The following is a 24818-nucleotide window of genomic DNA, read 5'->3' on the forward strand; positions in this document are numbered from 1 at the left end:
TGCGCCCTGTCCCGGCGGGAGAGGGGTTGGTGAGGGTGCGGAGCGCAGCTCAGTGCCCCAACGCGCAGCCACCGGCCCGGCCCTGCACTGCACTGCGCCGCAGGCTCCAGTCACACCCCATGTGCGCATTCGCCCGCCACGTCCACCACATCGCGGCAATCCCCGACCCGCTATCGGGCAACACTGCCGACATGACACCGACCAGGGCTTGACCCGCACGGTATCCTATGGCGATGTCTTCCCCCGCACACGAACTGCTCAGCCGCGTCTTCGGTTACGACGACTTCCGCGGCCCGCAACAGGCCATCGTCGAACACGTTGCTGCCGGCAACGACGCCCTGGTCCTGATGCCCACCGGCGGCGGCAAATCGCTGTGCTACCAGGTGCCAGCGCTGTTGCGCGATGGCATCGGCATCGTGGTTTCGCCGTTGATCGCATTGATGCAGGACCAGGTCGAGGCGCTGCGCCAGCTCGGCGTGCGTGCCGAATTCCTCAATTCCACCCTGGATGCCGAGAACGCGCAGCGCGTCGAACGCGCGCTGCTGTCGGGCGATCTGGATCTGCTCTACGTCGCGCCGGAACGGCTGCTGACCCAGCGCTTCCTGTCGTTGCTGGAACGCAGCCGCATCGCGCTGTTCGCGATCGACGAAGCGCATTGCGTGTCGCAATGGGGCCACGACTTCCGCCCCGAATATCGCCAGCTCACCGTGCTGCACGAGCGTTGGCCGCACATCCCGCGCATGGCCTTGACCGCCACCGCCGACCCGCCCACCCAGCGCGAGATCGCCGAGCGCCTGGATCTGGTGGATGCACGCCACTTCGTCAGCTCCTTCGACCGCCCCAACATCCGCTACACCGTGGTGCAGAAGGACAACGCGCGCAAGCAGCTGCAGGAATTCCTCACCCGTTATCGCGGCTGTGCCGGCATCGTCTATGCGATGTCGCGGCGCAAGGTCGAAGAAACCGCCCAGCAGTTGTGCGCGCAAGGCTTCAACGCCCTTCCCTACCACGCCGGACTGCCGGCCGAGGTACGCGCGGAAAACCAGCGTCGCTTCCTGCGCGAGGACGGCATCATCATGGCCGCCACCATTGCGTTCGGCATGGGCATCGACAAGCCGGACGTGCGTTTTGTCGCGCATGTGGACCTGCCCAAATCGCTGGAAGGCTACTACCAGGAAACCGGCCGCGCCGGCCGCGATGGCGACCCGGCCGAAGCCTGGCTCTGCTACGGCCTGGGCGATGTGGTGCTGCTCAAGCAGATGATCGAACAGGGCGAAGCAGCCGAAGAGCGCAAGCGCCTGGAACGCGCCAAGCTCGATCACCTGCTCGGCTACTGCGAATCCATGCAATGCCGCCGCCAGGTGCTGCTGGCCGGCTTCGGCGAGACCTACCCCAAACCTTGCGGCAACTGCGACAACTGCCTGACGCCTGCTGCCGCCTGGGACGCCACCGTGGCCTCGCAGAAGGCGCTCAGTTGCGTGTACCGCAGCGGGCAGCGCTTCGGTGTCGGCCACCTGATCGACATCCTGCGCGGCAGCGAGAACGAGCGCATCAAGCAGCTCGGCCACGACCAGCTGAGCACCTATGGCATCGGCCGCGACCTGGACGAGCGCACCTGGCGCAGCGTGTTCCGGCAACTGGTTGCGGCCAGCCTGCTGGAGGTCGACAGCGAAGGCCATGGTGGCCTGCGTCTGACCGACGCCAGCCGCCAGGTGCTCAAGGGCGAGCGCCAGGTGATGATGCGGCGCGAGAACCCGGCTGCCGGGCGCGAGCGTAGCGCGCAACGCACCGGCCTGCCGGTGCAGCCGCAGGACCTGGTGCTGTTCAACGCCCTGCGCGGCCTGCGCGCGGAGCTGGCCAAGGAGCAGAACGTGCCGGCCTTTGTGATCTTCCACGACAGCACGCTGCGCAATATCGCCGAGCAACGGCCGACCAGCATCGACGCGTTATCGCGCGTTGGCGGCATCGGTGGCGGCAAACTGGCCCGCTATGGTGCGCAGCTGATCGACATCGTGCGCGAGCAGGGCTGATGCAACAGCGTGTGTCAGCGCCATGCCAGCGTCGACACAACATCGGTTGGAATCGACAGCGCGCATTCAATCAGCCGTTGCTAGTTTCACAGGGCGAGCTGGCACGCGCTGCCAGTCCCTCTTAGAGTCGAACCGATGAAACGCAGCCTGCTTCTCCTGGCCACTCTATTTACCGTCGGTGGCGCGCTCGCCCAGACCGGCGATGTTAGCGCTGAGCCGGCCAGCGCGCGCTCGCTGGACCTGAGCGTCCCGCAAGCGCCACTCCAGTACCGCTCCGATCCGGAATACAGCACCGACCCGCCGGGCACGTTTTACGGCGACAAGAGCGGCCCCCGCCCGGCCCTCGCACGGCCAAGCGCTGCCTTGATCGCGGCAGAACGTGCCGAGCAATGTCAGGGCAAGCTGCATGGCGCGGTCGAGACCGGCATGGGCTATTCCAACCGTGGCGGCAACAGCAACTGGCAGGCGGTCAATTTGAACTCCTGCAAGACCTATTACGACGACGACGGAAAAGCGCATCAGATCGGCGTCAGCATCAGCGTCGGCCGCGGCGAAGGCCCGGTCTTCGGCCCACGCTACGCACCCGGCGGCTATGGCCCGGGCCCGTTCGGCTGGTAACCATACGGCTGCGTCTGCGTTGACGGTGGGTTCACTGCCGCATCGCTGAGAATGTGGTCTGCCTTACGAGACGCGCTCATGTCACAGAACAAGGAACGGCCAGTTGTATTCGTCGTCGAAGACGGCGACGGCACCCGACAACTCAGCTGCCTTGTCCTGGAAAGTTACGGCTTTACCTGCCGCAGCGCAGGGTCTGTCGAAGAAGCGCTCGCCCTGATCGAAAGCGACCCGCGTGTCGATGTGCTGTTTTCCGATATCCATTTCCCCGGCGGCCTGACCGGCGTGGATCTTGCGTTGAAGACCGCGCATGCACCGTACAACCTGCCGGTGCTGCTCACCTCCGGCCTGGCGGTGGAGTACGTGGAAGAGATCCTGCCCGACGGGGTGGCTTTCCTGGAAAAGCCCTACACCCCGGAGCAACTGCTCACCGCCATCCGCAGCGTGATGGCAAAGCGCCGCGTGCTCGCCACACCCGGCGTATGACGCACACGGCCGCAACTGGAGGGCGGCCAACACTCCCGATATGAAATGGCGGCCGGCGCGCGATGCGGTGGCAACGGGGATTGATCGCGGCACCGCTCTCCCGAGGCTGCGGCGCACTGTCCACTTGGTGGCCGCAAGGCGCTATCGTGGCGACAAGCGGCGGCCCGCATCACGAGGCGGTGACAACGCCCCTGGCGGCCGATGTACCGCTGCTGCACCTGTCAGCGTTGCGACTTCGCCGGCCGCCGCTGCGGCCTCGCCGACGCATGCAAGCATGGAGATGTCCAGCGAACCGTCCAGGGCACGCGCCCAAAGCGTTAGCAGCGGCCTGAACTGCAGCCAGTTGCAGCCAGCTGGCCCCATCCGTTGCGCGGCGACCTGCCAGAGAGGCAGCGCGGTACGAATCGACTGTGCCCGCTTCCATTGCACTTCCAGCCCTCGCTGCCCCCGTGGCTGCGCGCAGCTCAAGCCGGCACGGCTGTCGGGAACGTCCTGACAGCGTGTCGGCGTGCCCCCGATTTACGTGACGCAAGTCTCACTTAAACTGCAGCCACCGGACGCGAGGCCAGTTGGGCCGCTCAACTCGCGGGGCGCTGAGCACGCCCCTGCCGGAACACTGGTGGTACCGAACTGCGTAGCGCACTGCATTGGGCGCCAGGCGATAGGCGCGTAGACCGCTGCAAAGCGATCGCCGCCCCGGTTGGGTTGCTTGATCGCATGCACGTGTTCCTGCGTGCAAGCGCAGTTGCGCTTGTCGATCGAGACCCGCACGTCGATCGGATGCGGCGAGATACGCCTGGCAATGCGAGCGACATCACTGTGGCAGGCGACGCACGTGGCGGCCGTCACTGGTCGGCTCGCCGATCCAATCGATCTCGCCTACCGGAGGCTCTCATCGATCCGCGCGGTGGCCCAATGCATGACCTGCTCGCGCTTACGTCGCGCTCTTGACTGTCACCGCTCGCAACACCGCAGCAGTTTCCACACATCGCTGCGCAGTCTTGTGACCTCACACAGCGCTGACTGCATCCGTCGCATCGGTTGTATTCGCATCAAATGGCCCGGCGCGCGCAGCTCCCACTGCATCGATGCGTCAAAACCGAGCGACAGCGCTGCTGGCCTTCCATCAAGGCAAAAGCGCATCTGCGCGCAATGCAGCGCATTTCACGCGATCAAGCAGGCCGCTCGCTAGGCTAACGTCAGTGCAGCGCTTCGCTGCAGATGACTTTCGGGAGATTTTCATGGGCGACAACTCGTTTCTAACACCGGCATTCGCCATCTTGGTCATCGGGATCATCGCCGTGGTGTTCTGGCTGGTGACCCGCGCCAAGAAAAAGCGCAACAAGAAGTAAGCGAGCCGGGCGGCAGCCGCAAGCAAGGACACGCTGCACGCGATTGCGTGCGATGCGGCTCGTCAGGCATCGGTCGACCTGCGTCGGCCGCTACTTGAAAAGCTTCAGGATTCCACCTTGCGGCATCGCCAAGCATCGGCACAAGCATGCTGGCGCTGACAGAAGAACATGCACTCCACGCGCACGACCTGACCGACATGGACGATGCACTCGCGTCCGCTGCCTGCACAAGCTGCACCCACACCTAGCAAGATGCGCCTCAGAAACGCTCACCCACAGGCAGATAGCGCCACTGGCCGATCGCCAGCTTGCCCAGCGACACGCGGCCCACGCGTAGCCGACGGATGCTGACCACGTCCAGTCCCACCTCACCGCACATGGAGCGCAGCTGGCCTGGCTGCACGTGCTTGATCGCAAAGCGCAGCCGTTCTTCGTTCTGCCAGCTCACCTTGCACGGCGGCAGGCTGCGCTGCTGATACACCAGACCGTGCGCCAGCCGCGCCATGCCATAGGGGCGCAGCTCGCCGCGCACTTCCACCAGAAATTCCTGCTCGATCGAGCCTGCATCGGCCGTCAGCCTACGCAGTACCCGCCCGTCCTGGCTCAACACCAGCAGGCCGCTGGCATCGTCTTCCAGCGGCAGCGGCGCATTGAGGCGCAGAAAATGCCGTTTGAGCACGCGCACCTCGGCGTTGTCCAGTTCGCTCCGGCTTGCCGGGTTGGCCAGTGCCATCGCAGCGTCGGCCGTCATTCCTGCCGGCTTGTGCAACAGCAAGGTGGCGGGCTCGGCGGGTTCCAGCACCGCATCCGGCGCAAGCGCCACCTGCGCGGCGGTTGCCAGGGCCTGCGGCTCTTCAACCACCACCCCATCCACGCTGACCCAGCCGCACTCGATGTACTGCTGCGCCTCGCCACGCGAGCAGCCGAACTGCGCGGCAACGCATTTATCGAGACGGATGGGATCGGACATCAGGCAAGCTCAGCATCAGGGCACGGCAGTGTACGTGCTGGCCCACCGAATGCGAGAGGCAGCGGCCTCTTCGGGCACGTACTGCACCGCCGGGCCACACCACCAGAGCGCAGTACGCTACGGCCAGGCCTTGCACACCGCAACGGCCCCGGCGACCGCTGCTTCTGCCCTGCACCACAACGTGGGAAACTCGGCGCTCACACAGGAGCTCGCAGATGTTCATCAAGTTCGGCACCACCCGAGTCCGCCTCACCCACATCTCGGTCATCAGCGATCCATTCAACGCAGGCGAAAGCTTCGGCTCGTACTGCCACTCCGTACGGGTCGGCCTGATTTCCGGCGAAGAAGTCTTTGCGCGTTTCAACAGCGAGTCCGACGCACAACAGCTGCATGCCAAGGTGCTGGCTGCGCTGGAGGGCTGATACCCGTCCGCAACGCAGCGCGCTCGCCTGGCTGCCGAGGTTTGCCTTGTCACCAGATGCAGTGCGCGCTGCCGACACTGCTCCCAGCTCGCGCACATCGCGCGGCACCGCGGGGCACTGTCGCCCTGCTTGCACGTCGACCTCGGCGTTTGCTTAGGATCCAGCATCTGCGCAAGGCGAATTTCAGGTGGTGGGCGAACGCAAGCCGAAGCGCGCACCGGCGCTTCACGTGCCGCATGACAAGCGCTCTGCAAATGACACGCATCGATCCAGCCAGAGCTTACAAGCGCGGCTAACAAATGGCGCATGTGATCGGTCGTCGATGCGGAATCCTGCACACACGATGCGATGACATACGCATTGCGCCGGTTGTTTCCAGCATCGGCAACATCTGTTTAACGTGCACGCAAAAGCGGCGTTAGCTGCGCTCCCTGGCTCTCGGCAGATCACGATGTCAGGCGCCGATGGACAGCTGTCGGGGAATCTCTTCCGCGCAATGAATCGGCTGTAACTAGTACAGAACGGAAGGCTTTAGCACGTCGGTATCCAGCCGCTAGCGGGGCAAGACGCTTGAGTGGACGCACCCCGCATCCACCGGGCCCTTCAGCTGCACTAACTGGATGCGGTTATGAACGATTACTTGCAACGCCTCAATGTCGGCCGCCGCCTGGGCATGGCCTTCGGCATCTTGATCCTTTTGTCGGGCCTGCTTGTTGCAACCGGCCTGGTCACCATGTCCAACGCCCGTTTCGAGCTGGATACCATCGTCAACAGCAACATGGAGAGGATCCAGCTGTCCTCGGAAATGCTCGACGCCAATACCAATGTGGCGATCGGTCTGCGCGATATCGTCATGGTCGCTGGCGAAGCAGCCAACCGTCGTGCAATGGACATGATCGACAAGAACCGCACACGCTACAAGCAGGCACACGACGCCTTGGCCGCACTACCCAGCAGCGTGCCTGAAAAACAGGCGCTCGACCTGGTGCAGGAAAAGCGCGACATCTCGGTCAAGCTCAATAACCAGATTCTCCAATACGGCCTCCGCGATCAGAACCAGGAAGCACAGGCGCTGTTGCAAGGCGACGCCGCAAGGGCCATGGATGCCCAGCAGACGGCGATCCGCGAGAACGCTGCACTGGAACGCCGCCTCAGCAAGGATGCCTATGCGGCCGCGGTTGCATCGATGCATAACGGGAAAATCACCCTGGCCACCGGCGGCATTGCCGCACTGGTCATCAGCGGCCTGCTCGCGTGGCTGATCACACGCAGCCTGACCCAGCCGCTCAGCCAGGCCACCCGCACTGCAGAAGCCATCGCAGCCGGCAACCTGCATAACGATGTGCACACCAACGCCAACGATGAAACCGGCCGTCTGCTCAAGGCCATGGACAAGATGCAGCTGCAGCTGCGCAACCTGATCGCCGCGCAAACCGACATGGCCAGGCATCACGACAACGGCCAGATCAGCTTCCGCATCGATGCGGCAGCATTCCCGGGCGACTATGGGCGCATGGCCAACGACACCAACCTGCTGGTTGCCTCGCACGTGGCGGTGCAGACCGATCTGGCACGCATCATGGGCCGGTATGCGGTTGGCGAACTCTCCGAAGACATGCAGCCGCTGCCCGGCGAAAAGGCCGTTTTCAGCGACACCATGTCGCAGGTCAAGCTCAACCTGTCGGCCATGAACCACGAGATCAAGCATCTCGCCCAGGCCGCCGCCAATGGCGACTTCAGCGCGCGCGGCGATGCCGAGCGCTTCCAGTTCGACTTCCGCATCATGGTCGAAAGCCTCAACCACCTGATGTCCACGGCCGACGGCAATCTGCAGTCGCTGTCGTCGTTGCTGCAGTCCATCGCCGCCGGCGACTTGACCGCACGCATGAGCGGCGACTTCCGTGGCGTGTTTGCTCAGATGCGCGATGACGCCAACACCACGGCCAGCCAGCTGGCGCAGATCGTCGGCAACATCCAGGAGTCGGCCGTGTCGATCAACTCCGCGGCCAGCGAAATCGCCGCCGGCAACCAGGACCTGTCGCAGCGCACCGAACAGCAGGCAGCCAACCTCGAAGAAACCGCAGCATCGATGGAAGAGCTGACCTCCACCGTCAAGCAGAATGCCGAAAGCGCACGCGAGGCAAACCAGCTGGCGATCGGCGCCGCACGCGTTGCCTCGCAAGGTGGCGACGTGGTCGGCAAGGTGGTGGACACCATGACCGGTATCGAAGCCTCGTCCAGGAAGATTGCCGACATCATCAGCGTCATCGACGGCATCGCCTTCCAGACCAATATCCTGGCCTTGAACGCAGCGGTGGAAGCCGCGCGCGCCGGCGAGCAAGGCCGCGGCTTTGCCGTGGTGGCCTCGGAGGTGCGCACGCTCGCGCAGCGGTCCTCCGGCGCCGCCAAGGAGATCAAGGACCTCATCGACGACTCGGTGCAACGCGTGGCCGAGGGTTCGGCACTGGTGCACAGCGCAGGCAAGACCATGGGTGACGTGGTGGCCAGCGTGCAACGCGTCACCGACATCATGGGCGAGATTTCTGCAGCCTCGCAGGAGCAGTCGGCCGGCATCGAGCAGGTCAACCAGACCATCACGCATATGGACGAAACCACCCAGCAGAACGCCGCGCTGGTGGAAGAAGCCACTGCCGCCGCGCGCGCGATGGAAGAGCAGGCGGTGCAGCTCACCGATGCGGTGGCGATCTTCAAGATCGACGCACGCCAGACACGGCAGTCCGCTTCGCGCGTAGCGGCACCGGTCGCACAGCTGCTGAGCAAGGTCCGCAACGCCTGAGCCAGCAGCCGGCACTGCGCCGTCGACCGGGTCGTCGGTGCAGGCACGCTGATGCAACACCGCGGATGTGCCCGCAGCCATTGATGCCATCGCACACACAGAAAGCGCCCGCCAGGGCGCTTTCTGCGTTTATCCCGCACGCTCACCGGCATTCGGCGCAGACAGCTCAGGCACCCGCAACGCGCGCGCAGTGCCCACAAAATAACCTCGAAAACAAGCACGCAAGCCACTCAAAAGCGCTTGTTTCCGGCGCCATGCCTGGTTACGCTGCGCCGGTCGAAAGAGAGCAGGCCGGATGGTAGCCCGGCCACCGTCTGCAGCGCAGGCGGCATCTTAGCCATCGGTACCCACGACATCCGCAGCCGGCGCCGCCGGCACTGCAGGTGTGTCCGTGGGTGCTTTCGTCACCGCGCGGCACGCCTTCTCAATCAGGAAGGATCAGCCGTGAACACCAGCAACGACCGTCGAGCTCCGCAGCGCCTACTCAACGGCGCGCATGTCCAGGTGCAGGCTTGCGCTCTCGCAACGGACGCAGGCGGTGGCCAGCACGGCGATGCCTTCTCGCACTGGCGACAAGGCCATCTCGACGCACGCGTGATCTGGCGGCGGCAGCTCAGGCTACAGGACGGCACGTCGGTGCTGTTGGCGGCTTGGCAGATACCGCATTCGCCGCGCTGGGAGTGGGAAGCCATCGACCCGCTGCAGGATCGCCACCTGTCCGGCGGCAGCTGCGAATCGTCGCTGGCGGCAATGCGCGCTGCCGATGCCTGGCCGGCACTGTGCCGTGTCGAGATTGCAGTGCTCGCCTGACAGCGCGCAGCGCGAACCACACGTCTCCCGACGCGGCGCCATGACGGTGCGCACCGCGCAGTCGGCCCACCGCAGCCAGCGCGTGCAGGGACCGGGACGATAGCATTCCATCAGCGACTGCGGAGACAGCGGCGGCGTGAAGCCCTGGCGCGCATGAAGACCATGCGCATCGCTGGTGGCCAGGCTTAAACGGCGCAGCCCCTGCAGATGGGGATGCACCGTGACCGCATCAATCACTACCTTGCCATCGCCCTTGCCCTGGTGCTCTGGCAACACGAACACATCGCCCAGATAGGCAAAGGTTGCTTAGTCGCAAAACCACTCCCGCAAACGCGACCTGCTCACCCTTCAGAAACCTGCCCAGGCACAGCGCGTTGGCGATGGCGCGCTGTACCAGAGCAAGCGGGATGTCCCTGGCCCAGTCGCTGTGCTGCACCAGGGAGCGATGGATCAGCGCGACATCAAGTTCGGACTGATCGGTGGACATGCGCAGCGGCGACATGGCAACAACTCCGGCAACAATGGCCTCAGGTGAGCGACTGCGAAGGCAGCAACAACAGTGCGCACAGCACCAGCATGAATCCTGCGATCGCAGCATCCAGCAGACGCCACGCGCGCGGATCGCGAAAGGCCGGCTGCAGCAAACGCGCGCCATAGCCCAGACCGGAAAACCAGGCGATGCTGGCCAGGCACGCCCCCGAAGCGAATGCCCAGCGCAACTGGCCCGGGTAACGCGCGGCCAGACTGCCCAGCAGCAGCATCGTGTCCAGATAGACATGCGGGTTGAGAAAGGTAAATGCCAGGCACGTCAGCATGGCGCGTTGCCAACGCTGGGCGCCGCCCTGCGACGGTGCCAACCCGCTGGTGCCACGCCAGGCCCTGCGTGCAGCCAACGCGCCATATGCCGCGAGAAATGCAGCTCCCGCATAGCGAAGTAGCTGCAGCAAGTCCGGCCACTGCGTCACCAGTACGCCAATCCCGGCCACGCCCAGCACGATCAGCGCGATGTCGCCGAACGCGCAGATCGCCACCACCAGACCGACATGCTGGCGCTGCAGTCCCTGCCGCAGCACGAATGCGTTCTGCGCCCCGATTGCGATGATGAGACCTGCGCTGGCGATGAAACCAGCGATGACGGCTTGAAGGAACACGAATACCTCCCGGATCAGTGGCGCCAATGCTGGGCGCTCCGCCGTAATTAAGAAAACTAAATATTCTGTATGCTGCTTAGAACTTCTAATCCTGCCGAGCGCCATGGATCTTCTGCATCCGCAACTGGCTGCATTCGCTGCCGTTCTTGAGGAAGGCAGCTTCGATACCGCTGCGCAACGGCTGTCGGTGACGCCGTCGGCGATTTCGCAACGGGTCAAGGCGCTGGAAGACCGGCTCGGTCAGGTGCTGGTGATCCGGAAAGCCCCTTGCCGCCCCACTCCCGCCGGCGAACGCCTGCTACGCAGGGTGAAGCCGATGCAGGTGCTGGAATCCGAAGCGATCGCCGACTTCCTTCCCGGCGACAGCAGCGTTGGGCACCCACGTACCCTTTCCATCGCGGTCAACGACGATTCGCTGCAGACCTGGTTGCTGGCGGCGCTGTCTGCCTTGCATCAGGCACACGGGTTTCTCTTCGATGTGCAGATGGACGACCAGGACCATACTCTTGAGTTATTGCGTGCGGGCAGCGTGCTGGGCGCAGTCACCTCAGAGCGCAAGCCGTTGCAGGGCTGCAATGTGCATGCGCTGGGCGTGATGCGTTATCACGCCGTCGCGTCGGCTGCCTTTGTCCAGACGCACTTCAAGGACGGCTTCACTGCCGCTTCGCTGGGCCACGCGCCCATGCTGGTATTCAATCGCAAGGACGCGCTGCAGGCGCGTTTCGTCAAACGCATTACCCGCACGCAACTGGCTCCACCGACACATTACCTGCCCACCTCGACCGGTTTCGTCGAAGCTGCTGCGCGCGGACTCGGATGGTGTCTGGCGCCGGAGTCGATGGTGACGCCAGCCGCTCGCAGCAAGCAGATCGTCATCGTCGACCCAACCCGCTGGCTCGATGTTCCGTTGTACTGGCAATACGCCGCAGTGGGCTCGAGCGCTCTGCAGCAACTCAGTCAGGCGCTACGCGAGGCAGCCGCGACGAGTTTGCGTGGAGGCAGAAGCTTCGCAGCGGCATGAGCATGCGCCGTGCACGAGGTATCGAAGTCGGCCGACACGCTTCAGTGGCCTCCGGTCCGAAATCCGGCCAGCCTGTACTCACTCGTTGCAGCAACGCAATGCGTTTCGACGACCCCACGAATGAAGAGATTTGTGCAAACCCCGCCCCTGCCGGCGCTTCTGTGCAGGTCAGCACTGCGCCGCCCTCACGAAGATATGGGCGTGTTGCGCGCATCAAGAGCTCCTGCAACCGGAAACGACACTGTCCCGCCAGGATTGGACGTCCATTGGGGCCAGATCTGAAACACCCGCGTGTCTAAACGCCCAGCGTGGCTTGTGGCAACGCCTTTTCAATACGCGGCTTTGCTGTGTCGTCCTGATATTCGGCCATTGCGGTTATGGTCCTGACCCGCATCGCACCTTCACCGATTGCCGTGAATCGCGCGATCACGGCGACATCCGGATGCGAGCAACCCAGGCTGGCGTCCCTTCCGCGTTGTATCGCGCCTGATGGTTCAGGCAGACATCTCCATGGCTACGAAGCGGCATCGACCAAGGCATTACATCGACGCCGCTGCGCTAGACAGTGAACGCGCCTGGATCTGGCGCGACCGACCTCGCCTGCGCCAGTAATCGATGCCTTCGAACGGCCTGGCCGGCTCGCGTTTGAACTGCGGAAAGCCGCGGCTTTCGATGCCGCCGTCCTCCCCGCGCTGAATGCTGGAACAACCGATTCGATTCGCAACCACACGGTCACCTCGGCGTCTTATCCGCACCGTAGCTTGCCGCCGAAAGTTGCCGACACTCCCTACAGTCCACCACTCGAATCGGACCAGACCATGTCTTCCTCATCGCGCAAGATCCCTCTGCTGGCTTTCGGAATCATCGTTTCCTCCACCTTGATCACCACTGCCTCCGCAAAGTCGCTGCATGTCGTCTCCCGTACCGAGCAGATGACATCGTTCACCCACACCGGACCGAGCAGGACCGAGGTGTTCAATCAGCAATGGGCCGACGGTGCGGCGCAATGCCGCGACGCGTTTCCGCAAACCACCTCGGTGCAGCTCGGCCAGGTCAATACCCGCGCGATCAACGCAAAGACCTTCAAGGTCACCGGCAAGTGGATCTGCAGGGGCTGATCATTGCTGCGGGCAGGGCTGCCCTCACACGGGCATAGGCAGCCCATCGCCAAGGGGCGATGGGCTCCGGCTACGGCAGCGACCTTGTCAATCTCGGTGCCGCCACAGGCGCGCTCTGTCGAAAGGCGCACCGCCAGCGCATCGACAGCAGCCGTCGAGTTGCGCAAGCGCGCGCATCGTTGGACAGGCACCCGACTGCATCGGCATCGCGTCCTGCCGGCACTCCAGATCGTCCAGCACCACGCGCCCATCGAGCGCATTAGTCGAGTCAACAACGGCGAAGGCCCCGGCAATTTCCGAGCGCACAAAAAAGGCGCCATCGGCGCCATCTCCATCTGACCTGCTGAATTAAGTGGTGGGCCGTGATGGATTCGAACCATCGACCAAAAGATTAAAAGTCTTCTGCTCTACCGACTGAGCTAACGGCCCACTGACCCGACTGCGCGTCGGGGTGCGCATTCTACCCTACACAGGCGTCAAGACGAAATCGTGTAATGCGTGGGGTCCTGAACGCCGGCATCGGCGAAGCCGGCGGCGCGCAGCCGGCAGGCGTCGCAGTGGCCGCAGGCGCGGCCGGCGGCGTCGGCGCGGTAGCAGGACACGGTCAGGCCGAAGTCCACGCCCAGGCGCACGCCTTCGCGCACGATGTCGGCCTTGCTGAGGAACTGCAGCGGCGCGTGCACGCGCAGCCCGGCGCCCTCCACACCGGCCTTGGTGGCGAGGTTGGCCAGCACTTCGAAGGCGCGTACGAACTCGGGACGGCAGTCGGGATAGCCGGAGTAATCCACCGCATTGACGCCGCAGAACAGGTCGTTGGCGCCGACCACTTCGGCCCAGCCCAGCGCCAGCGACAGCATGATGGTGTTGCGGGCCGGTACATAGGTGACCGGAATGCCATCGCCGCCTGCGTCCGGCACCTCGATGTCGTCGGTGAGCGCCGAGCCGCCGATGCTGCGCAGATCCACGTCGACCACCTTGTGCGCGACCACGCCCTGCGCTGCGGCAACGCGTGCGGCGGCATCCAGCTCGGAGGTATGACGTTGACCGTAGCGCACGCTCAGCGCGTACACGGCAAAGCCCTGCTCCTGCGCGAGCGCAATGACGGCGGCGGAGTCCATGCCTCCGGACAACAGAACGACAGCTTTTTTCATCTCAGGAAGGCATCGACAACATCAAGACGCAAAGGCTAGCAGGGTCGGCGCCAGGCCGCGACGGCGCCGTCCATTCGGCATGCACATCGGCACGCGAGGTGCCGGTTATTTGCCGCCCTTAGCGGCCCGGCTCGTCGTCCCAGAGGATCTTGTGCAGCTGCATCTGAAAGCGCACCGGCAGGCGATCGGCGACGATCCAGTCGGCCAGCTCCCGAGGCGTGACCTCGCCCTTGCTGGGCGAAAACCACACCGTGCAACGACGCTCGAGCGCATGCGTCGCGACGATGGCGCGCGACCACTCGTAATCTGCGCGGCTGCAGATCACGAACTTGATCTGGTCGCGTGCGGTCAGCAATGCCAGGTTGTCCCAGCGATTGCGCTGTGCTTCGCCGGAGGCGGGGGTCTTGATGTCGACCACGCGCGAGACGCGCGCATCGACCTCGGAGACATCCAGTGCGCCGGAGGTTTCCAGCGAGACATCGAAGCCGGCATCGCAGAGCTTCTGCAGCAGTACCAAGCAGCGCTTTTGCGCCAGCGGCTCACCGCCGGTCACGCAGACGTGCCGCACGCCATGGCTGGTGACTTCGGCCACGATCGTGTCGATGTCATGCCACTGGCCGCCATGGAAGGCGTAGGCGGTGTCGCAGTAGGTGCACCGCAACGGGCAGCCGGTCAGGCGCACGAACACGGTTGGCCAGCCAGCCGCCTCGGCTTCGCCTTGCAGGGACAGGAAAATTTCGGTGATCTTCAATCGCGGCAATGGCGACTGGACGATCTCGCTGGGGACGGCGGCGGCGTTCATGGGCAAAGTATGCGCCGCGCCAACGGGCGGCGGCGCGCGGGCTCAGCGCAGTTGCTGGCCTAGGCGGATGGACTGCAAGCGTTCCTGGGCCACACGTGCTGCATCGGAGCCGGGATACTGCGAGACGACCTGCTGCAAGGTTTGCTGAGCTTCGTTGTTCTTGCCTTCGCCGTACTGCGACAGGCCGAGCTTCAACAGACCGCCAGCGGCCTTGTCATGCGTGGGATAGCGGCTGACGAGGTCGCGGAACTGCGCCTCGGCAAGCTGGAAATTGCGTGTGGCGTAATAGCTCTCACCGAGCCAATACAGCGCATTGGGGGTGTAGACACCATTGGGATAGAGCTCGAGAAAGCTCAGGAACAGCTGCGACGCGTCGTCGTACTTGCCGTTCTTCAATGCATCGAACGCGACGTTGTAGGCAGTGCGCTCATCGTTGCTGATGGCCAGCGTACCTGCATCGCCATGCACGGACGGCGGCTTCTCGGAAGTGGCCGCCGCTGCAGGCCGCACGGCCGGAGCCGGGGCTGGGGTGACGCTGCCGGTAGCAGAAGGCAGTGGAGGCGTTGCGCCACCTGCACCTTCCAACCGGTTCAGACGTCCGTCCAGGTCCAGATACTGGTCCTTGGACTGTTGCTTGAGTTGCTCGTTGTCGTGCTGCAGCTGTTCGACGGTCGCACGCAATGCCTGCAGGTCCGAACGCGCCTGCTGCAGCTGATTGAGGAGATCGTTGTTGGCCTGACTGTTGGCCTGCTGCTGCTCGAGCACCGCCACACGATCAGCGAGGCTGGCTCGCTGGGCGTATGCCGGCGCGGCGACCACAAGGGCCGCCGCGACGAACAGAGATGTCACTCGAAAGCGCATCGTTTCTTACTGAGCCGTGTACACGATTTCGACGCGACGGTTCTGCGACCAGCAGCTTTCGCTGGTTTCGGTGCAGACCGGACGCTCTTCACCGTAGCTGACGACGGTCAGCTGGCTGGCCGAACCACCGGCAGCCTGCAGCGACGACGACACAGCGTTGCCGCGGCGCTCGCCCAGGCCCATGTTGTACTCGCGCGAACCGCGCTCGTCAGCATTGCCCTGCAGGGTGATGCGCGAGGAAGGACGGTCGCGCAGGTACTTGGCGTGGCACGCCATGATGGCCTGGAATTCCGGCTTCAGGGAGTCCTGATCCAGATCGAAGTAGACCACGCGCTGGCGCAGGCAGGCATCGGTATCCAGGTCGCCCGGGCCGTACAGGCCGGAGGTGGACGGGCCGGTGGGAACGGAGGAACCGGCGGTGGTATCGGTTGCGGGAGGCGGAGTTTCCTTCACCTTCTTCGAGCAACCAGCCAGCACGGCAACGGACAGCAGGGAGACAAGCAAGACGCGGGTGGACTTGTTCATGGGATACCTATGGAGGCTCTGGGCCAATGAGTGGTTTAACGCAGCGAAATATTAACATTAATGCGCGGTTCGGTAAGGCCCCCAAGCGGGTTCTCTCACATCACCATCGGCCAGAACCAGACGCTGGCGGACCCGAGCGTCGGCGGATACGGCGTAAAGCACACCCCGGCCACCCTCACGCGCGGCGTACAACACCATGCTGGCGTTGGGCGCGAAGCTCGGCGATTCGTCCAGCGAACCCGGCGACAGCGTGCTCCAGCTAGGCGAACCCAGGCTGCGATCCATCATCGCAATGCGGTAGCTGTTGCCGCTGCCCTGCGCAACAGCAATCTTCTTGCCGTCGAACGAGACACTGGCGGTCGCGTTGTAATTGCCCTGAAAGGTCACGCGGTTGGCGCTGCCGCCGCTGGCAGCCACCTGGTAGATCTGGGGACGGCCGCCACGATCGGAGGTGAAATAGATGCTGCCGCCATCCGGCGCCCAGGTCGGCTCGGTGTCGATGCCGAAGTGGTTGGTCAGCTGGGTCAGCTGCTTGCTGCCCAGGTCCATCACGTAGATCTCGGGGTTGCCGCTGCGCGACAGCGCCAGGGCAAGCCGGCGACCGTCCGGCGAGAACGACGGTGCACCGTTGATGCCGCGGAAGCTGGACACCAGCTCACGTGCGCCGGTGGCGATGTCCTGCAGGTAGATCGATGAATTGCCGCGCTCGAAACTCACATAGGCCAGCTTCTTGCCGTCCGGGCTCCAGTTCGGCGACAGCAAGGGCTCGGCCGAGCGCACGATGGTCTGCGGGTTGTAGCCATCGGAGTCGGCCACCATCAGCGCATAACGCATCGCGCCGCCCTTGCCGCTGGCGGTCACGTAGGCGATCCGGGTCCAGAACGCGCCACGCACGCCGGTGATTTTTTCATAGATCGCATCGGCCATCTGGTGCGAGACGTCGCGCATCGCATTGGCGCGCGCGGTCATCGCCAGACCGAGCATGCGCTCGCCCTTGGCCACGTCGAACAGTTCGTACTCGACGCGGTACGCGCCCTCGCCCGCATCCATCACGCGGCCGACGACGATGTAGTTCTGCTTGAGGGTGCGCCAGGTCTGGAACTGCACCTCGGTGCCGCGGGTCGGCTTTTCGACGATCTGCGCAACTGGCAACGTGCGGAATTGCCCGGAGCGATCCAGGTCGGCACCGACGACGGCCGACACATCCGTCTGCGGCGCGGTGCCCGAGCCCTGGTAGGGCATGGGGACCACGGTGATCGGCGTCGCCGAGGCGCTACCGCCCACGATGTCGATGGTGAGCCCTTGCTGTTGCGCGAGTGCGCTCAGCGGCAACAACAGGGCGGTCAGGGCAGCTAGCCAACGCAGCGGTTTTTTCATGGACGGCTCGGATCGGGCAGGAAAAGTGTGCAAGGGATACCAATCAGCGAGTGAACATACTCGCAATCATGAACGAGACAACGTGAAAATGGGGCGAGCGGTCGAGCGGCCGGACAGCTCGGCCAGGCCCGGAGCCGGTCGGGCGCTGCCCTGCCGCGATCGAAGCCGGCATGGGGAGAGGACGCATCGCCCGATTGTCATCGGACGCCTCGCCCGCCCAGCTGCAGCGCTCGCACGCTGCCGCAGCGCAATCCATCACCGCATTACTGATCCTGAGCAGTGAACACGAAGGTCAGATTGCGCTGGAACACCGACTCGAAGCCGCGATACGGCAATGGTTGTGCGCTCAACACCGCAGCCTCGATCGAACGCTGGCCGGCCTCGTCGTACGGGCAACCCGGCGCGACCTTGGCCTCCATCACGCTGCCACCGGGCAGCTGACGAATGTTGATGGTGCACTTCTGCCCCGGCGGCACCGATGGCGGGCGCACCCACTGCGCCAGCACCTTTTGCTGGATCGCGGCGGCGTACTTGGCCGACAGGTCGGTACTGGTGCCGCCCTGCCCTGCCGTGGGCTGCGCGCTGGTCGCCGCAGCGGCAGAGGCCTGCTGGGCGCGCGCAGCGGCCACCTGGCGCAACTTTTGCTCGGCCAGCGCGGCTTCCTTGGTGGCCTGTTCGCGCTGCCGGCGGATGTCGGCGATCTTCTTCTGGCGCTCGGCGTCTGCAGCCTGCTCGGCAGCGGCCTGCTTCTTCTTGGCGTCGGCTTCTTCCTGCTGCTTGGCCAGGCGCAGCTTCTGCTCGGCCTCTTCCTGACGCTTGCGCTCGGTCAGGTCGATCTGCTCCTGGCGACGCTTGGCTTCCTGTTCCGCCTTGGCCTTTTCAGCGGAAATGGCCAATGCATCGACCTTGTCCTGGTCGACCTTGTCCGGCTGGGCCACGCGCTCCTGCGCCTGCGCCTGCTGCGGGGTGGGCGCATCCTGCGGGTGCGGCTCGGGAATCGGCTGCGGTGGCGGCACGCTGTCTTCCGGGGCGGGCTCGGGCAACGGTGCCGGCGGCGGCGGCGCTTCCACCGGGGTGGCCTTCAGCGCCTGACGGGCGACACGCGCCTCGGCGGCGGAGACGTCCAGCGAGGCTTCCATGCTCGGGTCGCCCGCGGCCGGTTCGACCGAGCGTTCGGGCGACCACAGCCAGCCGGCAATGAACACCAGCGCGACCAGAATATGCACGACCAAGGCCAGCATGACCGGTCGCAGCCAGCCATCCTCGCGCGCGCCCTGGGTGGGGAGTGCGTCAGCGTGCATCGCTGCCTGCGGTGCCGCCGGAGTCGGAGATCAGGCCGACCTTCTCGACCTTGGCCTGCTTGAGCACGTCAATGGCATCCATGATCTTTTGATACGGCGCGGCGCGATCGCCGGCCACGACCACGCGCGCATCCTTGTCCTGCGCCACGATGGCAGCCAGCTGCGCCTGCAACGCATTGACGTCCATGGCCTGCGGCTTGCCCTTTGGCAGCTGCAAGGCCAGTTGGCCATCGGCCGCGACCACCACCACGATCGGGTCCTGCTTGCTCTCCAGCGCCTTGGCGCGCGAGCTCGGCAGGCTGACGTCGGTGCTCAGGGTCAACAGCGGCGCGGTCACCATGAAGATGATCAGCAGCACCAGCATCACGTCGATGTACGGCACGACGTTGATGTCGGATTTGAGCTTGCGCTTCTTGCGGCGGGAAATACCGGAGATCATCGCGAAACGTTCCTAATTAATCCTCGGCGCCGGGCGGCAGCGGAGTCGCGCGGCGCCCGGGTGAGGGACAGCCGCGCATGACGCTGTGCATCGACGCGACTGGCTCGCCCGGCCACGTCCCGCATCAAATCGTGCGGGTGCATGCCGGGAGCGCGCATCACTCGTCCGCGCCAGCCTGGCGCTGCAGGATGGAGCTGAACTCGTCGGCGAAGGTTTCGTAACGCACCGACAGCCGTTCCACGCGGGTGGTGAAGCGGTTGTAGGCCCACACCGCCGGAATCGCCACGAACAGGCCGATGGCGGTGGCGAACAGCGCTTCGGAAATACCGGGTGCGACCGCAGCGATACCGGCCTGCTCGCCGCTGCTGACCATGTCGTGCATGGTCACCATGATGCCGAACACGGTGCCGACCAGGCCGACGTATGGCGCGGTGGAACCGATGTTGGCCAGCAATTCGAGATTGCGCTCCAGCTGATCGACCTCACGGGTGAAGGCGGTGCGCATGGCGCGCTGTGCACCTTCGAGCTGCACCCGCGCATCCAGGCGACGGCGATCGCGCAGCCGCGAAAACTCGCGGAACCCGCTTTCGAACATCGATTCCAACCCACCGACGGTGCGGTTGCGGTCGGTCGCCGAGGCGTACAGCTTGGCCAGATCGGCGCCGGACCAGAAGCGGTTTTCGAACTCGTCGGCCTCGCGGTTGGCCTGCTTGAACGCACGCGCCTTGCGGAAAATGATCACCCAGCTGATGAACGAGCCGATCAGCAGCAACAGCACGATGATCTTGACCGGGATGCTGGCCCGCAGGATCAGGTCCACATAGTTGATGCTGCTGTTGTGCGCCGCCGTGGCGGTTTGCGCCGCGGCCGCGGTGACTTCCTGCGGTAGTGCTTCCACTACCGTGTCCTGCAGGGCCAGGAGCAATGCAATCGACATCCGTTCGTTCCTCAGTAATCGGAATCTGGGGTTTCTAGAGCTTTCAACACGTCGTACAGCGCATCGTCCATGCCGCGCGGGCGAAAGTCGCTGGTGCCGAGTGCGGCGATGCGCACCTCGGCAGTCAACAGCACTTCGCCCTCGCGACGGACAGACTGCGCAAACAGCAGGCTGGCCCGCCTGCATTTCAGCAGGACCGCCGACACTGACAGCGCGTCGTCGAGCCGGGCCGGCTTGAGGAAATCCAGTTGCATCGAGCGGACCGCAAACACCAGACCGTGGTCCTGGCGCATCAGATCCTGCCCGTAGCCGGCCGCGCGCATCCACTCTGTGCGCGCACGTTCCATGAAGGCGACGTAGCGCGCGTGGTAGACCACCCCGCCGGCGTCGGTATCTTCCCAGTACACGCGTGTCGGCCAACTGAATACAGGCGGGGATTGGGGATTCGGGAATCGTGATTCGGTGGTCATGGGCACGGAATCTTGATCGGGGCGGCCCGGGCGAGCGACGAACGGAGCGCCATCAGAACAGGTCTCCCGGCTCGCCGATGCCCGGGGCACGATCGCGTGGCGGCTTCAGGCCCAGGTGCAGGTAGGCCTTGGGGGTGACCATGCGGCCGCGCGCGGTGCGGATCAGAAAACCCTGCTGGATCAGATAGGGCTCGATCACGTCTTCCAGCGTGCCGCGCTCTTCCGACAGCGAAGCGGCCAGGGATTCCACGCCCACCGGGCCGCCGTCGAAATGTTCGACGATGGTGCGCAGCATGCGGCGGTCGAGCTCGTCAAAGCCCTCCGGATCCACTTTCAGCATCTGCATGGCGGCCTGCGCCACCGGCAGATCGATGTGCCCCGCCGCCTTGACCTGCGCAAAGTCGCGCACGCGGCGCAGCAGCCGGTTGGCGATACGCGGGGTGCCACGCGCGCGACGCGCGATCTCGGCCGCACCTTCGGGCGTGCAGTCGATCCCCAGGATCGCGGCCGAGCGGATCACGATGCGGGTGAGCTCTGCAGGCGAATAGAACTCCAGCCGCTGCACGATGCCGAAGCGGTCGCGCAGCGGCGCGGTCAGCAGGCCGGCACGGGTGGTGGCGCCGATCAGCGTGAACGGCGGCAAATCGATCTTGATCGAGCGTGCGGCCGGGCCGTCGCCGATCATGATGTCGATCTGGAAGTCTTCCATCGCCGGATACAGCACTTCTTCCACCACCGGCGAGAGGCGATGGATCTCGTCGATGAACAGCACATCGTGCGGTTGCAGGTTGGTCAGCAGCGCGGCCAGATCGCCGGCCTTTTCGATCACCGGTCCGGAGGTGGAGCGCAGATTGACGCCCAACTCGTTGGCGATGACGTGGCTGAGCGTGGTCTTGCCCAGGCCGGGCGGGCCGAAGATCAGCACGTGATCCATCGCTTCGCCGCGCGCCTTGGCGGCCTGGATGTAGATCTCCATCTGCTCGCGCACCGGCTGCTGGCCGAGATAATCGGCCAGGCGCTTGGGGCGGATGCTCGCATCGGCGGCATCGTCTTCGCGGGTGGCGCTGCTGGCGATGATGCGCTGTTCGGTCATCCCACCATCTTCGCATGCCGCGCGCGGATGGCCCAGGGTCTAGAAATCAAGCTCGGCCTGCCGCAGCACGCTGAAGAACGCATCGAAGCTCGGCGCGCGCCAGGTGGGCAGCAGTTGCTCCCAAAGCTCGAAATAGACCACCTCCGGCTCGCATTGCGGGCCGTGTGCGCGGTAGTCCAGGCACAACAGGCTATCCACGTTGTGGCACGACAGCACCAGGACCTGATCCAGACCGGCATGCAGGCACGCCGCAGCGCGGAAGTCGTCCGGGTCTTCGAACGCAGCAGCCAGATCCAGCACGCTGCCGATGCTCGCCAACGGCGTCAGGTAGCGATCCACCAGCACGCATTCCCAATCCACGTAATGCTCGGACGGAAAACGGGTACGCGGCACCCAGCACCAGCCGGTATCTCCGCCGTCCTGGACACTGTAGAGACGCTTGAACAATGCCGGCAGGCGCACGCCCAGGCGTGCTTCGGCGGCAGCCAAGGCATCGGCGTCCGCCGCGGCTCTGCCGTCGTTCCGGTTCCCGGCGCCGCTCCAGAACGTGGTAAACGCGGGCGGCTGCGGCTGCCACTGCACCACCTCTGCGTCGTGCCTGGCCTGCAATGCGGGCGACCAATAGTGGACATCGACCAACTGCGCCAGCAGCTCGTCCACGTTGGCGTACACCGCCAGCCGGCGATTGTCGCCTGCATCGACGTAGACCATGGTGGGCTCGGCATCCGATGCCGAATAGTCCAGGCACAGCGCCCGGCTTGGCGAACGGTCATCGGCGGCGATGACGATCAGATGGCGATCATTGCCACCGGCAGCAAGACCGGCAAACGCGTCGTCGCGGTACTCCTCGCGAGCACGGACCTCGGCGAAAGAAAACAGCTCCGCGCTGCCAAGCAGGCGTGCACGCGGGATCAGCCATTCGGCCTTGAGCCAGTTGTCCGGCTCTTCGAGCGACTGACCACGCGCCATCTGCACCGCGCCGCCGTCGTAGCGTGCGTACAACTCGCACAGCCAGGCCGGCAGGCGGACACCGAGCCGCGCTTGCGCCGCAGCGATCGCTGCATCGGTGGCCGGCACGCGCCCGAGGTTGAGCGCTTCATCCCAGAAGGTATCCAGGCTCGGCGAGCGCCCGTAGACCATCCACTTGAGCGCGGCCACGCTCAGATCTCCACTTGCGCGCCCAGCTCGACCAGGCGGTTACCGGGGATGCGGAAGAAGCCGGTCGCCGGAGCGGCATTGCGATGCATCAGCGCGAACAGCTTGTCGCGCCAGATCGGCATGCCGCGGTTGGCGCTGGCCACGATGGTCTCGCGGCTGGCGAAGAAGGTGGTGTCCATCGGGTCGAAATGGATGCCGCCCTGGTCGCAGGAACGCATCAGCGCCAGCGGCACGTCGGGCGTTTCCATGAAGCCGAAGCGCACGTAGACGCGGTAGAACTCGTCGCCGATCGACTCGATCTGCAGGCGCTTGTCCACCGGCGCGTACGGGATCGGCAAGGTATCGACGTTGAGGAAGATGTTGCGTTCGTGCAGCACCTTGTTGTGCTTGAGGTTGTGCATCAACGCATGCGGCACCACCATCGGGTCGGCGGTCAGGAACACCGCCATGCCCGGCACGCGCGCCGGCGGTGCCAGCATCAGGCCCGGCAGGAAGCTGTCGATGCGGATGCCGTCCTTGCGGATTTCCTCGCGCAGCAGCGCGCGGCCGCGGCGCCAGGTACGCATCAGGGTGAACACCACGATGCCCAGCGCCAGCGGGAACCACGCGCCCTGCAGCAACTTGGCGCCGTTGGCGATCACGAACGCCAGCTCGATGATGAAGAACACAACGCACAACGGCAGCACCCAGTTGCGCCAGCGCGGCCACAGCGAGCGCGCCACCAGGGCCAGCAGCAAGGTGTCGATCAGCATGGTCATCGACACCGAGATGCCGTAGGCCACGGCCAGATTGGTGGAGCTGCGGAAGATCAGCACCAGCGCGATCACCATCACCATCAACAGCCAGTTGATGCCGGGCACGTAGATCTGGCCGATGGTGGTGCGCGAGGTGTGCTTGATCAGCATGCGCGGGATGTAGCCCAGCTGCATGGCCTGACGCGCCACCGAGTACGCACCGGTGATCACCGCCTGCGAGGCGATCACCGCCGCCAGCGTGGCCAGGATGATCATCGGATACAGCGCCCAGCCCGGCACCGCTTCGAAGAACGGGTTCTTCAGCGCGGAGGGGTGGTTGAGCACCAGTGCGCCCTGCCCCAGGTAGTTGAGCAGCAGCATCGGCAGCACGAAGAAATACCAGCCATGGCGGATCGGCTTGGCGCCGAAATGGCCCATGTCCGCGTACAGCGCCTCACCGCCGGTCACCGCCAGCACTACCGCGCCGAGGATGAACACCCCGTGCCAGCCGTGCTCGATGAAGAAGCGGATCGCCCACCATGGATTGAAGGCCTTCATCACCTCCGGCGCATCGACGATGTTCCAGGCACCGATCGCTCCCAGCGACAGGAACCACAGACAGGTGATCGGGCCGAACACCTTGCCGACCTTTTCGGTGCCGAAGCGCTGCACCATGAACACGATCAGCAATACCACCACGGTGATCGGCACGATGAAGGGGTGCAGGCTGGGCGCGGCGATTTCCAGGCCTTCCACCGCGCCCATCACCGAGATGGCCGGCGTGATCACGCCGTCACCGAAGAACAGCGAAGCGCCGAAGATGCCGAGGATGCCCACCACATACGCCGAGCGCGAGCCCTGCTTGAGGGTACGCTGGGTCAGCGCCATCAGCGCCATGATGCCGCCTTCGCCCTCGTTGTCGGCCCGCATGATGATGGTGACGTACTTGAGCGTGACGGTGATCATCAGCGCCCAGAACGCCAGCGACAGCACGCCCAGCACGGTGTCGTGATCGCTGGTCAACCCGTAGTGCGGCGAGAACGCCTCCTTGAGGGTATACAGCGGACTGGTGCCGATATCGCCGAAGACGACGCCGATGGCGCCGACGACCAAGGCCATATGGCTGTTGGCAGGCGCGTGGCCGTGGCCAGCTGCGGGAGTGGAGGTCTGTGACATGAGTGGGCAGGGTATCGCCGAA

General features: G+C 64.9%; 24 protein-coding genes, 1 tRNA gene and 1 pseudogene. 10 read left to right on the forward strand and 16 right to left on the reverse strand.

Annotated elements, in window-relative coordinates; all coding sequences use genetic code 11:
• Nucleotides 1-233: 233 nt before the first annotated feature.
• The 4 genes from recQ (at nt 234) to VZ068_RS15535 (ending at nt 4323) form a co-directional block, all read left to right on the forward strand.
• Nucleotides 234-2030: a DNA helicase RecQ gene (gene recQ / locus VZ068_RS15520; RefSeq protein ID WP_259152221.1), complete on the forward strand. Its 1797-nt coding sequence runs from the start codon at nt 234-236 to the stop codon at nt 2028-2030.
• 135 nt (nt 2031-2165) lie between these two features.
• The gene (locus tag VZ068_RS15525; protein WP_259152223.1) at nt 2166-2648 is read left to right on the forward strand and encodes a hypothetical protein; all 483 of its coding nucleotides are present in this window, start codon (nt 2166-2168) and stop codon (nt 2646-2648) included.
• A 78-nt stretch (nt 2649-2726) separates the two neighbouring features.
• Nucleotides 2727-3131 carry a response regulator gene (locus tag VZ068_RS15530; protein WP_259152224.1) on the forward strand — a complete coding sequence of 135 codons (405 nt, stop codon included), beginning with the start codon at nt 2727-2729 and terminating at the stop codon, nt 3129-3131.
• A gap of 751 nt (nt 3132-3882) precedes the next feature.
• Nucleotides 3883-4323 (forward strand): hypothetical protein, encoded by a 441-nt coding sequence (locus VZ068_RS15535; RefSeq protein ID WP_349655799.1) that lies wholly within the window; start codon nt 3883-3885, stop codon nt 4321-4323.
• 419 nt (nt 4324-4742) lie between these two features.
• Here the strand turns inward: VZ068_RS15535 and VZ068_RS15540 are convergent, their stop codons facing one another.
• Nucleotides 4743-5453: an rRNA pseudouridine synthase gene (locus VZ068_RS15540; RefSeq protein WP_349655800.1), complete on the reverse strand. Its 711-nt coding sequence runs from the start codon at nt 5451-5453 to the stop codon at nt 4743-4745.
• 215 nt (nt 5454-5668) lie between these two features.
• Between VZ068_RS15540 and VZ068_RS15545 the strand changes: the two genes are divergently transcribed.
• The 3 genes from VZ068_RS15545 (at nt 5669) to VZ068_RS15555 (ending at nt 9482) form a co-directional block, all read left to right on the forward strand.
• Nucleotides 5669-5875, forward strand: a complete 207-nt coding sequence (locus VZ068_RS15545; protein ID WP_259152228.1) for a hypothetical protein — start codon at nt 5669-5671, stop codon at nt 5873-5875.
• 628 nt (nt 5876-6503) lie between these two features.
• Nucleotides 6504-8672 (forward strand): methyl-accepting chemotaxis protein, encoded by a 2169-nt coding sequence (locus tag VZ068_RS15550; protein ID WP_349655801.1) that lies wholly within the window; start codon nt 6504-6506, stop codon nt 8670-8672.
• Between the two features lie 444 nt (nt 8673-9116).
• Nucleotides 9117-9482, forward strand: a complete 366-nt coding sequence (locus VZ068_RS15555; RefSeq protein WP_259164097.1) for a hypothetical protein — start codon at nt 9117-9119, stop codon at nt 9480-9482.
• A 105-nt stretch (nt 9483-9587) separates the two neighbouring features.
• Here VZ068_RS15555 and VZ068_RS15560 read toward each other — a convergent pair.
• Together VZ068_RS15560 and VZ068_RS15565 are read right to left on the reverse strand one after the other, a co-directional pair.
• A pseudogene (locus tag VZ068_RS15560) lies at nt 9588-9984 on the reverse strand (GNAT family N-acetyltransferase); the annotation flags it as partial.
• Between the two features lie 25 nt (nt 9985-10009).
• Nucleotides 10010-10633, reverse strand: a complete 624-nt coding sequence (locus tag VZ068_RS15565; RefSeq protein WP_259152233.1) for a LysE/ArgO family amino acid transporter — start codon at nt 10631-10633, stop codon at nt 10010-10012.
• Nucleotides 10634-10736: 103 nt separating this feature from the next.
• Here VZ068_RS15565 and VZ068_RS15570 point away from each other — a divergent pair, with 103 nt between their 5' ends.
• The 3 genes from VZ068_RS15570 to VZ068_RS15580 all read left to right on the forward strand — a co-directional run bounded on the left by VZ068_RS15570 (nt 10737) and on the right by VZ068_RS15580 (nt 13111).
• Complete coding sequence (locus VZ068_RS15570; RefSeq protein ID WP_259161750.1) at nt 10737-11654, forward strand: LysR family transcriptional regulator ArgP; 918 nt, start codon at nt 10737-10739, stop codon at nt 11652-11654.
• A gap of 818 nt (nt 11655-12472) precedes the next feature.
• Nucleotides 12473-12772: a hypothetical protein gene (locus VZ068_RS15575; protein ID WP_259161752.1), complete on the forward strand. Its 300-nt coding sequence runs from the start codon at nt 12473-12475 to the stop codon at nt 12770-12772.
• 84 nt (nt 12773-12856) lie between these two features.
• On the forward strand, nt 12857-13111 hold the full coding sequence (locus VZ068_RS15580) for a hypothetical protein (protein ID WP_259161753.1): 255 nt from the start codon (nt 12857-12859) through the stop codon (nt 13109-13111).
• 14 nt (nt 13112-13125) lie between these two features.
• Here VZ068_RS15580 and VZ068_RS15585 read toward each other — a convergent pair.
• From VZ068_RS15585 to VZ068_RS15645, 13 genes are all read right to left on the reverse strand, one after another.
• A tRNA-Lys gene (locus VZ068_RS15585) sits at nt 13126-13201 on the reverse strand.
• A gap of 47 nt (nt 13202-13248) precedes the next feature.
• Nucleotides 13249-13923: a 7-cyano-7-deazaguanine synthase QueC gene (gene queC, locus VZ068_RS15590; RefSeq protein WP_259152238.1), complete on the reverse strand. Its 675-nt coding sequence runs from the start codon at nt 13921-13923 to the stop codon at nt 13249-13251.
• 118 nt (nt 13924-14041) lie between these two features.
• Nucleotides 14042-14725, reverse strand: a complete 684-nt coding sequence (gene queE, locus VZ068_RS15595) for a 7-carboxy-7-deazaguanine synthase QueE (RefSeq protein WP_349655802.1) — start codon at nt 14723-14725, stop codon at nt 14042-14044.
• Between the two features lie 42 nt (nt 14726-14767).
• Nucleotides 14768-15586, reverse strand: a complete 819-nt coding sequence (gene ybgF, locus VZ068_RS15600; protein ID WP_259152240.1) for a tol-pal system protein YbgF — start codon at nt 15584-15586, stop codon at nt 14768-14770.
• Nucleotides 15587-15592: 6 nt separating this feature from the next.
• A complete protein-coding gene (gene pal / locus VZ068_RS15605; RefSeq protein WP_016904129.1) occupies nt 15593-16111 on the reverse strand; it encodes a peptidoglycan-associated lipoprotein Pal in 519 nt (172 codons plus the stop codon).
• A gap of 57 nt (nt 16112-16168) precedes the next feature.
• Entirely contained in the window at nt 16169-17488 is a 1320-nt protein-coding gene (tolB, locus tag VZ068_RS15610; RefSeq protein ID WP_039423448.1) for a Tol-Pal system beta propeller repeat protein TolB, read from the reverse strand.
• A 263-nt stretch (nt 17489-17751) separates the two neighbouring features.
• On the reverse strand, nt 17752-18789 hold the full coding sequence (gene tolA, locus VZ068_RS15615; RefSeq protein WP_349655803.1) for a cell envelope integrity protein TolA: 1038 nt from the start codon (nt 18787-18789) through the stop codon (nt 17752-17754).
• Nucleotides 18779-19228 carry a protein TolR gene (tolR, locus tag VZ068_RS15620; RefSeq protein WP_005996094.1) on the reverse strand — a complete coding sequence of 150 codons (450 nt, stop codon included), beginning with the start codon at nt 19226-19228 and terminating at the stop codon, nt 18779-18781. The genes tolA and tolR overlap by 11 nt, the downstream gene beginning before the upstream one ends.
• Nucleotides 19229-19385: 157 nt before the next feature.
• Nucleotides 19386-20165, reverse strand: a complete 780-nt coding sequence (gene tolQ / locus VZ068_RS15625) for a protein TolQ (protein WP_005996093.1) — start codon at nt 20163-20165, stop codon at nt 19386-19388.
• 11 nt (nt 20166-20176) lie between these two features.
• A complete protein-coding gene (ybgC, locus tag VZ068_RS15630; RefSeq protein WP_259162090.1) occupies nt 20177-20635 on the reverse strand; it encodes a tol-pal system-associated acyl-CoA thioesterase in 459 nt (152 codons plus the stop codon).
• 52 nt (nt 20636-20687) lie between these two features.
• Entirely contained in the window at nt 20688-21728 is a 1041-nt protein-coding gene (gene ruvB / locus VZ068_RS15635) for a Holliday junction branch migration DNA helicase RuvB (protein WP_349655804.1), read from the reverse strand.
• A 39-nt stretch (nt 21729-21767) separates the two neighbouring features.
• Nucleotides 21768-22886 (reverse strand): SMI1/KNR4 family protein, encoded by a 1119-nt coding sequence (locus VZ068_RS15640; RefSeq protein ID WP_349655805.1) that lies wholly within the window; start codon nt 22884-22886, stop codon nt 21768-21770.
• A gap of 2 nt (nt 22887-22888) precedes the next feature.
• The gene (locus tag VZ068_RS15645) at nt 22889-24796 is read right to left on the reverse strand and encodes a potassium transporter Kup (RefSeq protein ID WP_259152261.1); all 1908 of its coding nucleotides are present in this window, start codon (nt 24794-24796) and stop codon (nt 22889-22891) included.
• Nucleotides 24797-24818 lie beyond the last annotated feature (22 nt).

The organism is Xanthomonas sp. 10-10, from assembly GCF_040182365.1.
GTDB classification, from domain to species: Bacteria; Pseudomonadota; Gammaproteobacteria; order Xanthomonadales; family Xanthomonadaceae; genus Xanthomonas; species Xanthomonas arboricola_F.

What these genes read in the sequence shown, in the direction of transcription:
- queC (WP_259152238.1), bottom strand. Translation starts at nt 13,923, where the DNA reads ATGAAAAAAGCTGTCGTTCTGTTGTCCGGAGGCATGGACTCCGCCGCC.
- ybgC (WP_259162090.1), bottom strand. Translation starts at nt 20,635, where the DNA reads ATGACCACCGAATCACGATTCCCGAATCCCCAATCCCCGCCTGTATTC.
- tolB (WP_039423448.1), bottom strand. Translation starts at nt 17,488, where the DNA reads ATGAAAAAACCGCTGCGTTGGCTAGCTGCCCTGACCGCCCTGTTGTTG.
- VZ068_RS15570 (WP_259161750.1), top strand. Translation starts at nt 10,737, where the DNA reads ATGGATCTTCTGCATCCGCAACTGGCTGCATTCGCTGCCGTTCTTGAG.
- ybgF (WP_259152240.1), bottom strand. Translation starts at nt 15,586, where the DNA reads ATGCGCTTTCGAGTGACATCTCTGTTCGTCGCGGCGGCCCTTGTGGTC.
- VZ068_RS15530 (WP_259152224.1), top strand. Translation starts at nt 2,727, where the DNA reads ATGTCACAGAACAAGGAACGGCCAGTTGTATTCGTCGTCGAAGACGGC.
- tolR (WP_005996094.1), bottom strand. Translation starts at nt 19,228, where the DNA reads ATGATCTCCGGTATTTCCCGCCGCAAGAAGCGCAAGCTCAAATCCGAC.
- tolA (WP_349655803.1), bottom strand. Translation starts at nt 18,789, where the DNA reads ATGCACGCTGACGCACTCCCCACCCAGGGCGCGCGCGAGGATGGCTGG.
- pal (WP_016904129.1), bottom strand. Translation starts at nt 16,111, where the DNA reads ATGAACAAGTCCACCCGCGTCTTGCTTGTCTCCCTGCTGTCCGTTGCC.
- VZ068_RS15645 (WP_259152261.1), bottom strand. Translation starts at nt 24,796, where the DNA reads ATGTCACAGACCTCCACTCCCGCAGCTGGCCACGGCCACGCGCCTGCC.
- VZ068_RS15525 (WP_259152223.1), top strand. Translation starts at nt 2,166, where the DNA reads ATGAAACGCAGCCTGCTTCTCCTGGCCACTCTATTTACCGTCGGTGGC.
- VZ068_RS15575 (WP_259161752.1), top strand. Translation starts at nt 12,473, where the DNA reads ATGTCTTCCTCATCGCGCAAGATCCCTCTGCTGGCTTTCGGAATCATC.
- tolQ (WP_005996093.1), bottom strand. Translation starts at nt 20,165, where the DNA reads ATGTCGATTGCATTGCTCCTGGCCCTGCAGGACACGGTAGTGGAAGCA.
- ruvB (WP_349655804.1), bottom strand. Translation starts at nt 21,728, where the DNA reads ATGACCGAACAGCGCATCATCGCCAGCAGCGCCACCCGCGAAGACGAT.
- queE (WP_349655802.1), bottom strand. Translation starts at nt 14,725, where the DNA reads ATGAACGCCGCCGCCGTCCCCAGCGAGATCGTCCAGTCGCCATTGCCG.
- recQ (WP_259152221.1), top strand. Translation starts at nt 234, where the DNA reads ATGTCTTCCCCCGCACACGAACTGCTCAGCCGCGTCTTCGGTTACGAC.
- VZ068_RS15540 (WP_349655800.1), bottom strand. Translation starts at nt 5,453, where the DNA reads ATGTCCGATCCCATCCGTCTCGATAAATGCGTTGCCGCGCAGTTCGGC.
- VZ068_RS15545 (WP_259152228.1), top strand. Translation starts at nt 5,669, where the DNA reads ATGTTCATCAAGTTCGGCACCACCCGAGTCCGCCTCACCCACATCTCG.
- VZ068_RS15550 (WP_349655801.1), top strand. Translation starts at nt 6,504, where the DNA reads ATGAACGATTACTTGCAACGCCTCAATGTCGGCCGCCGCCTGGGCATG.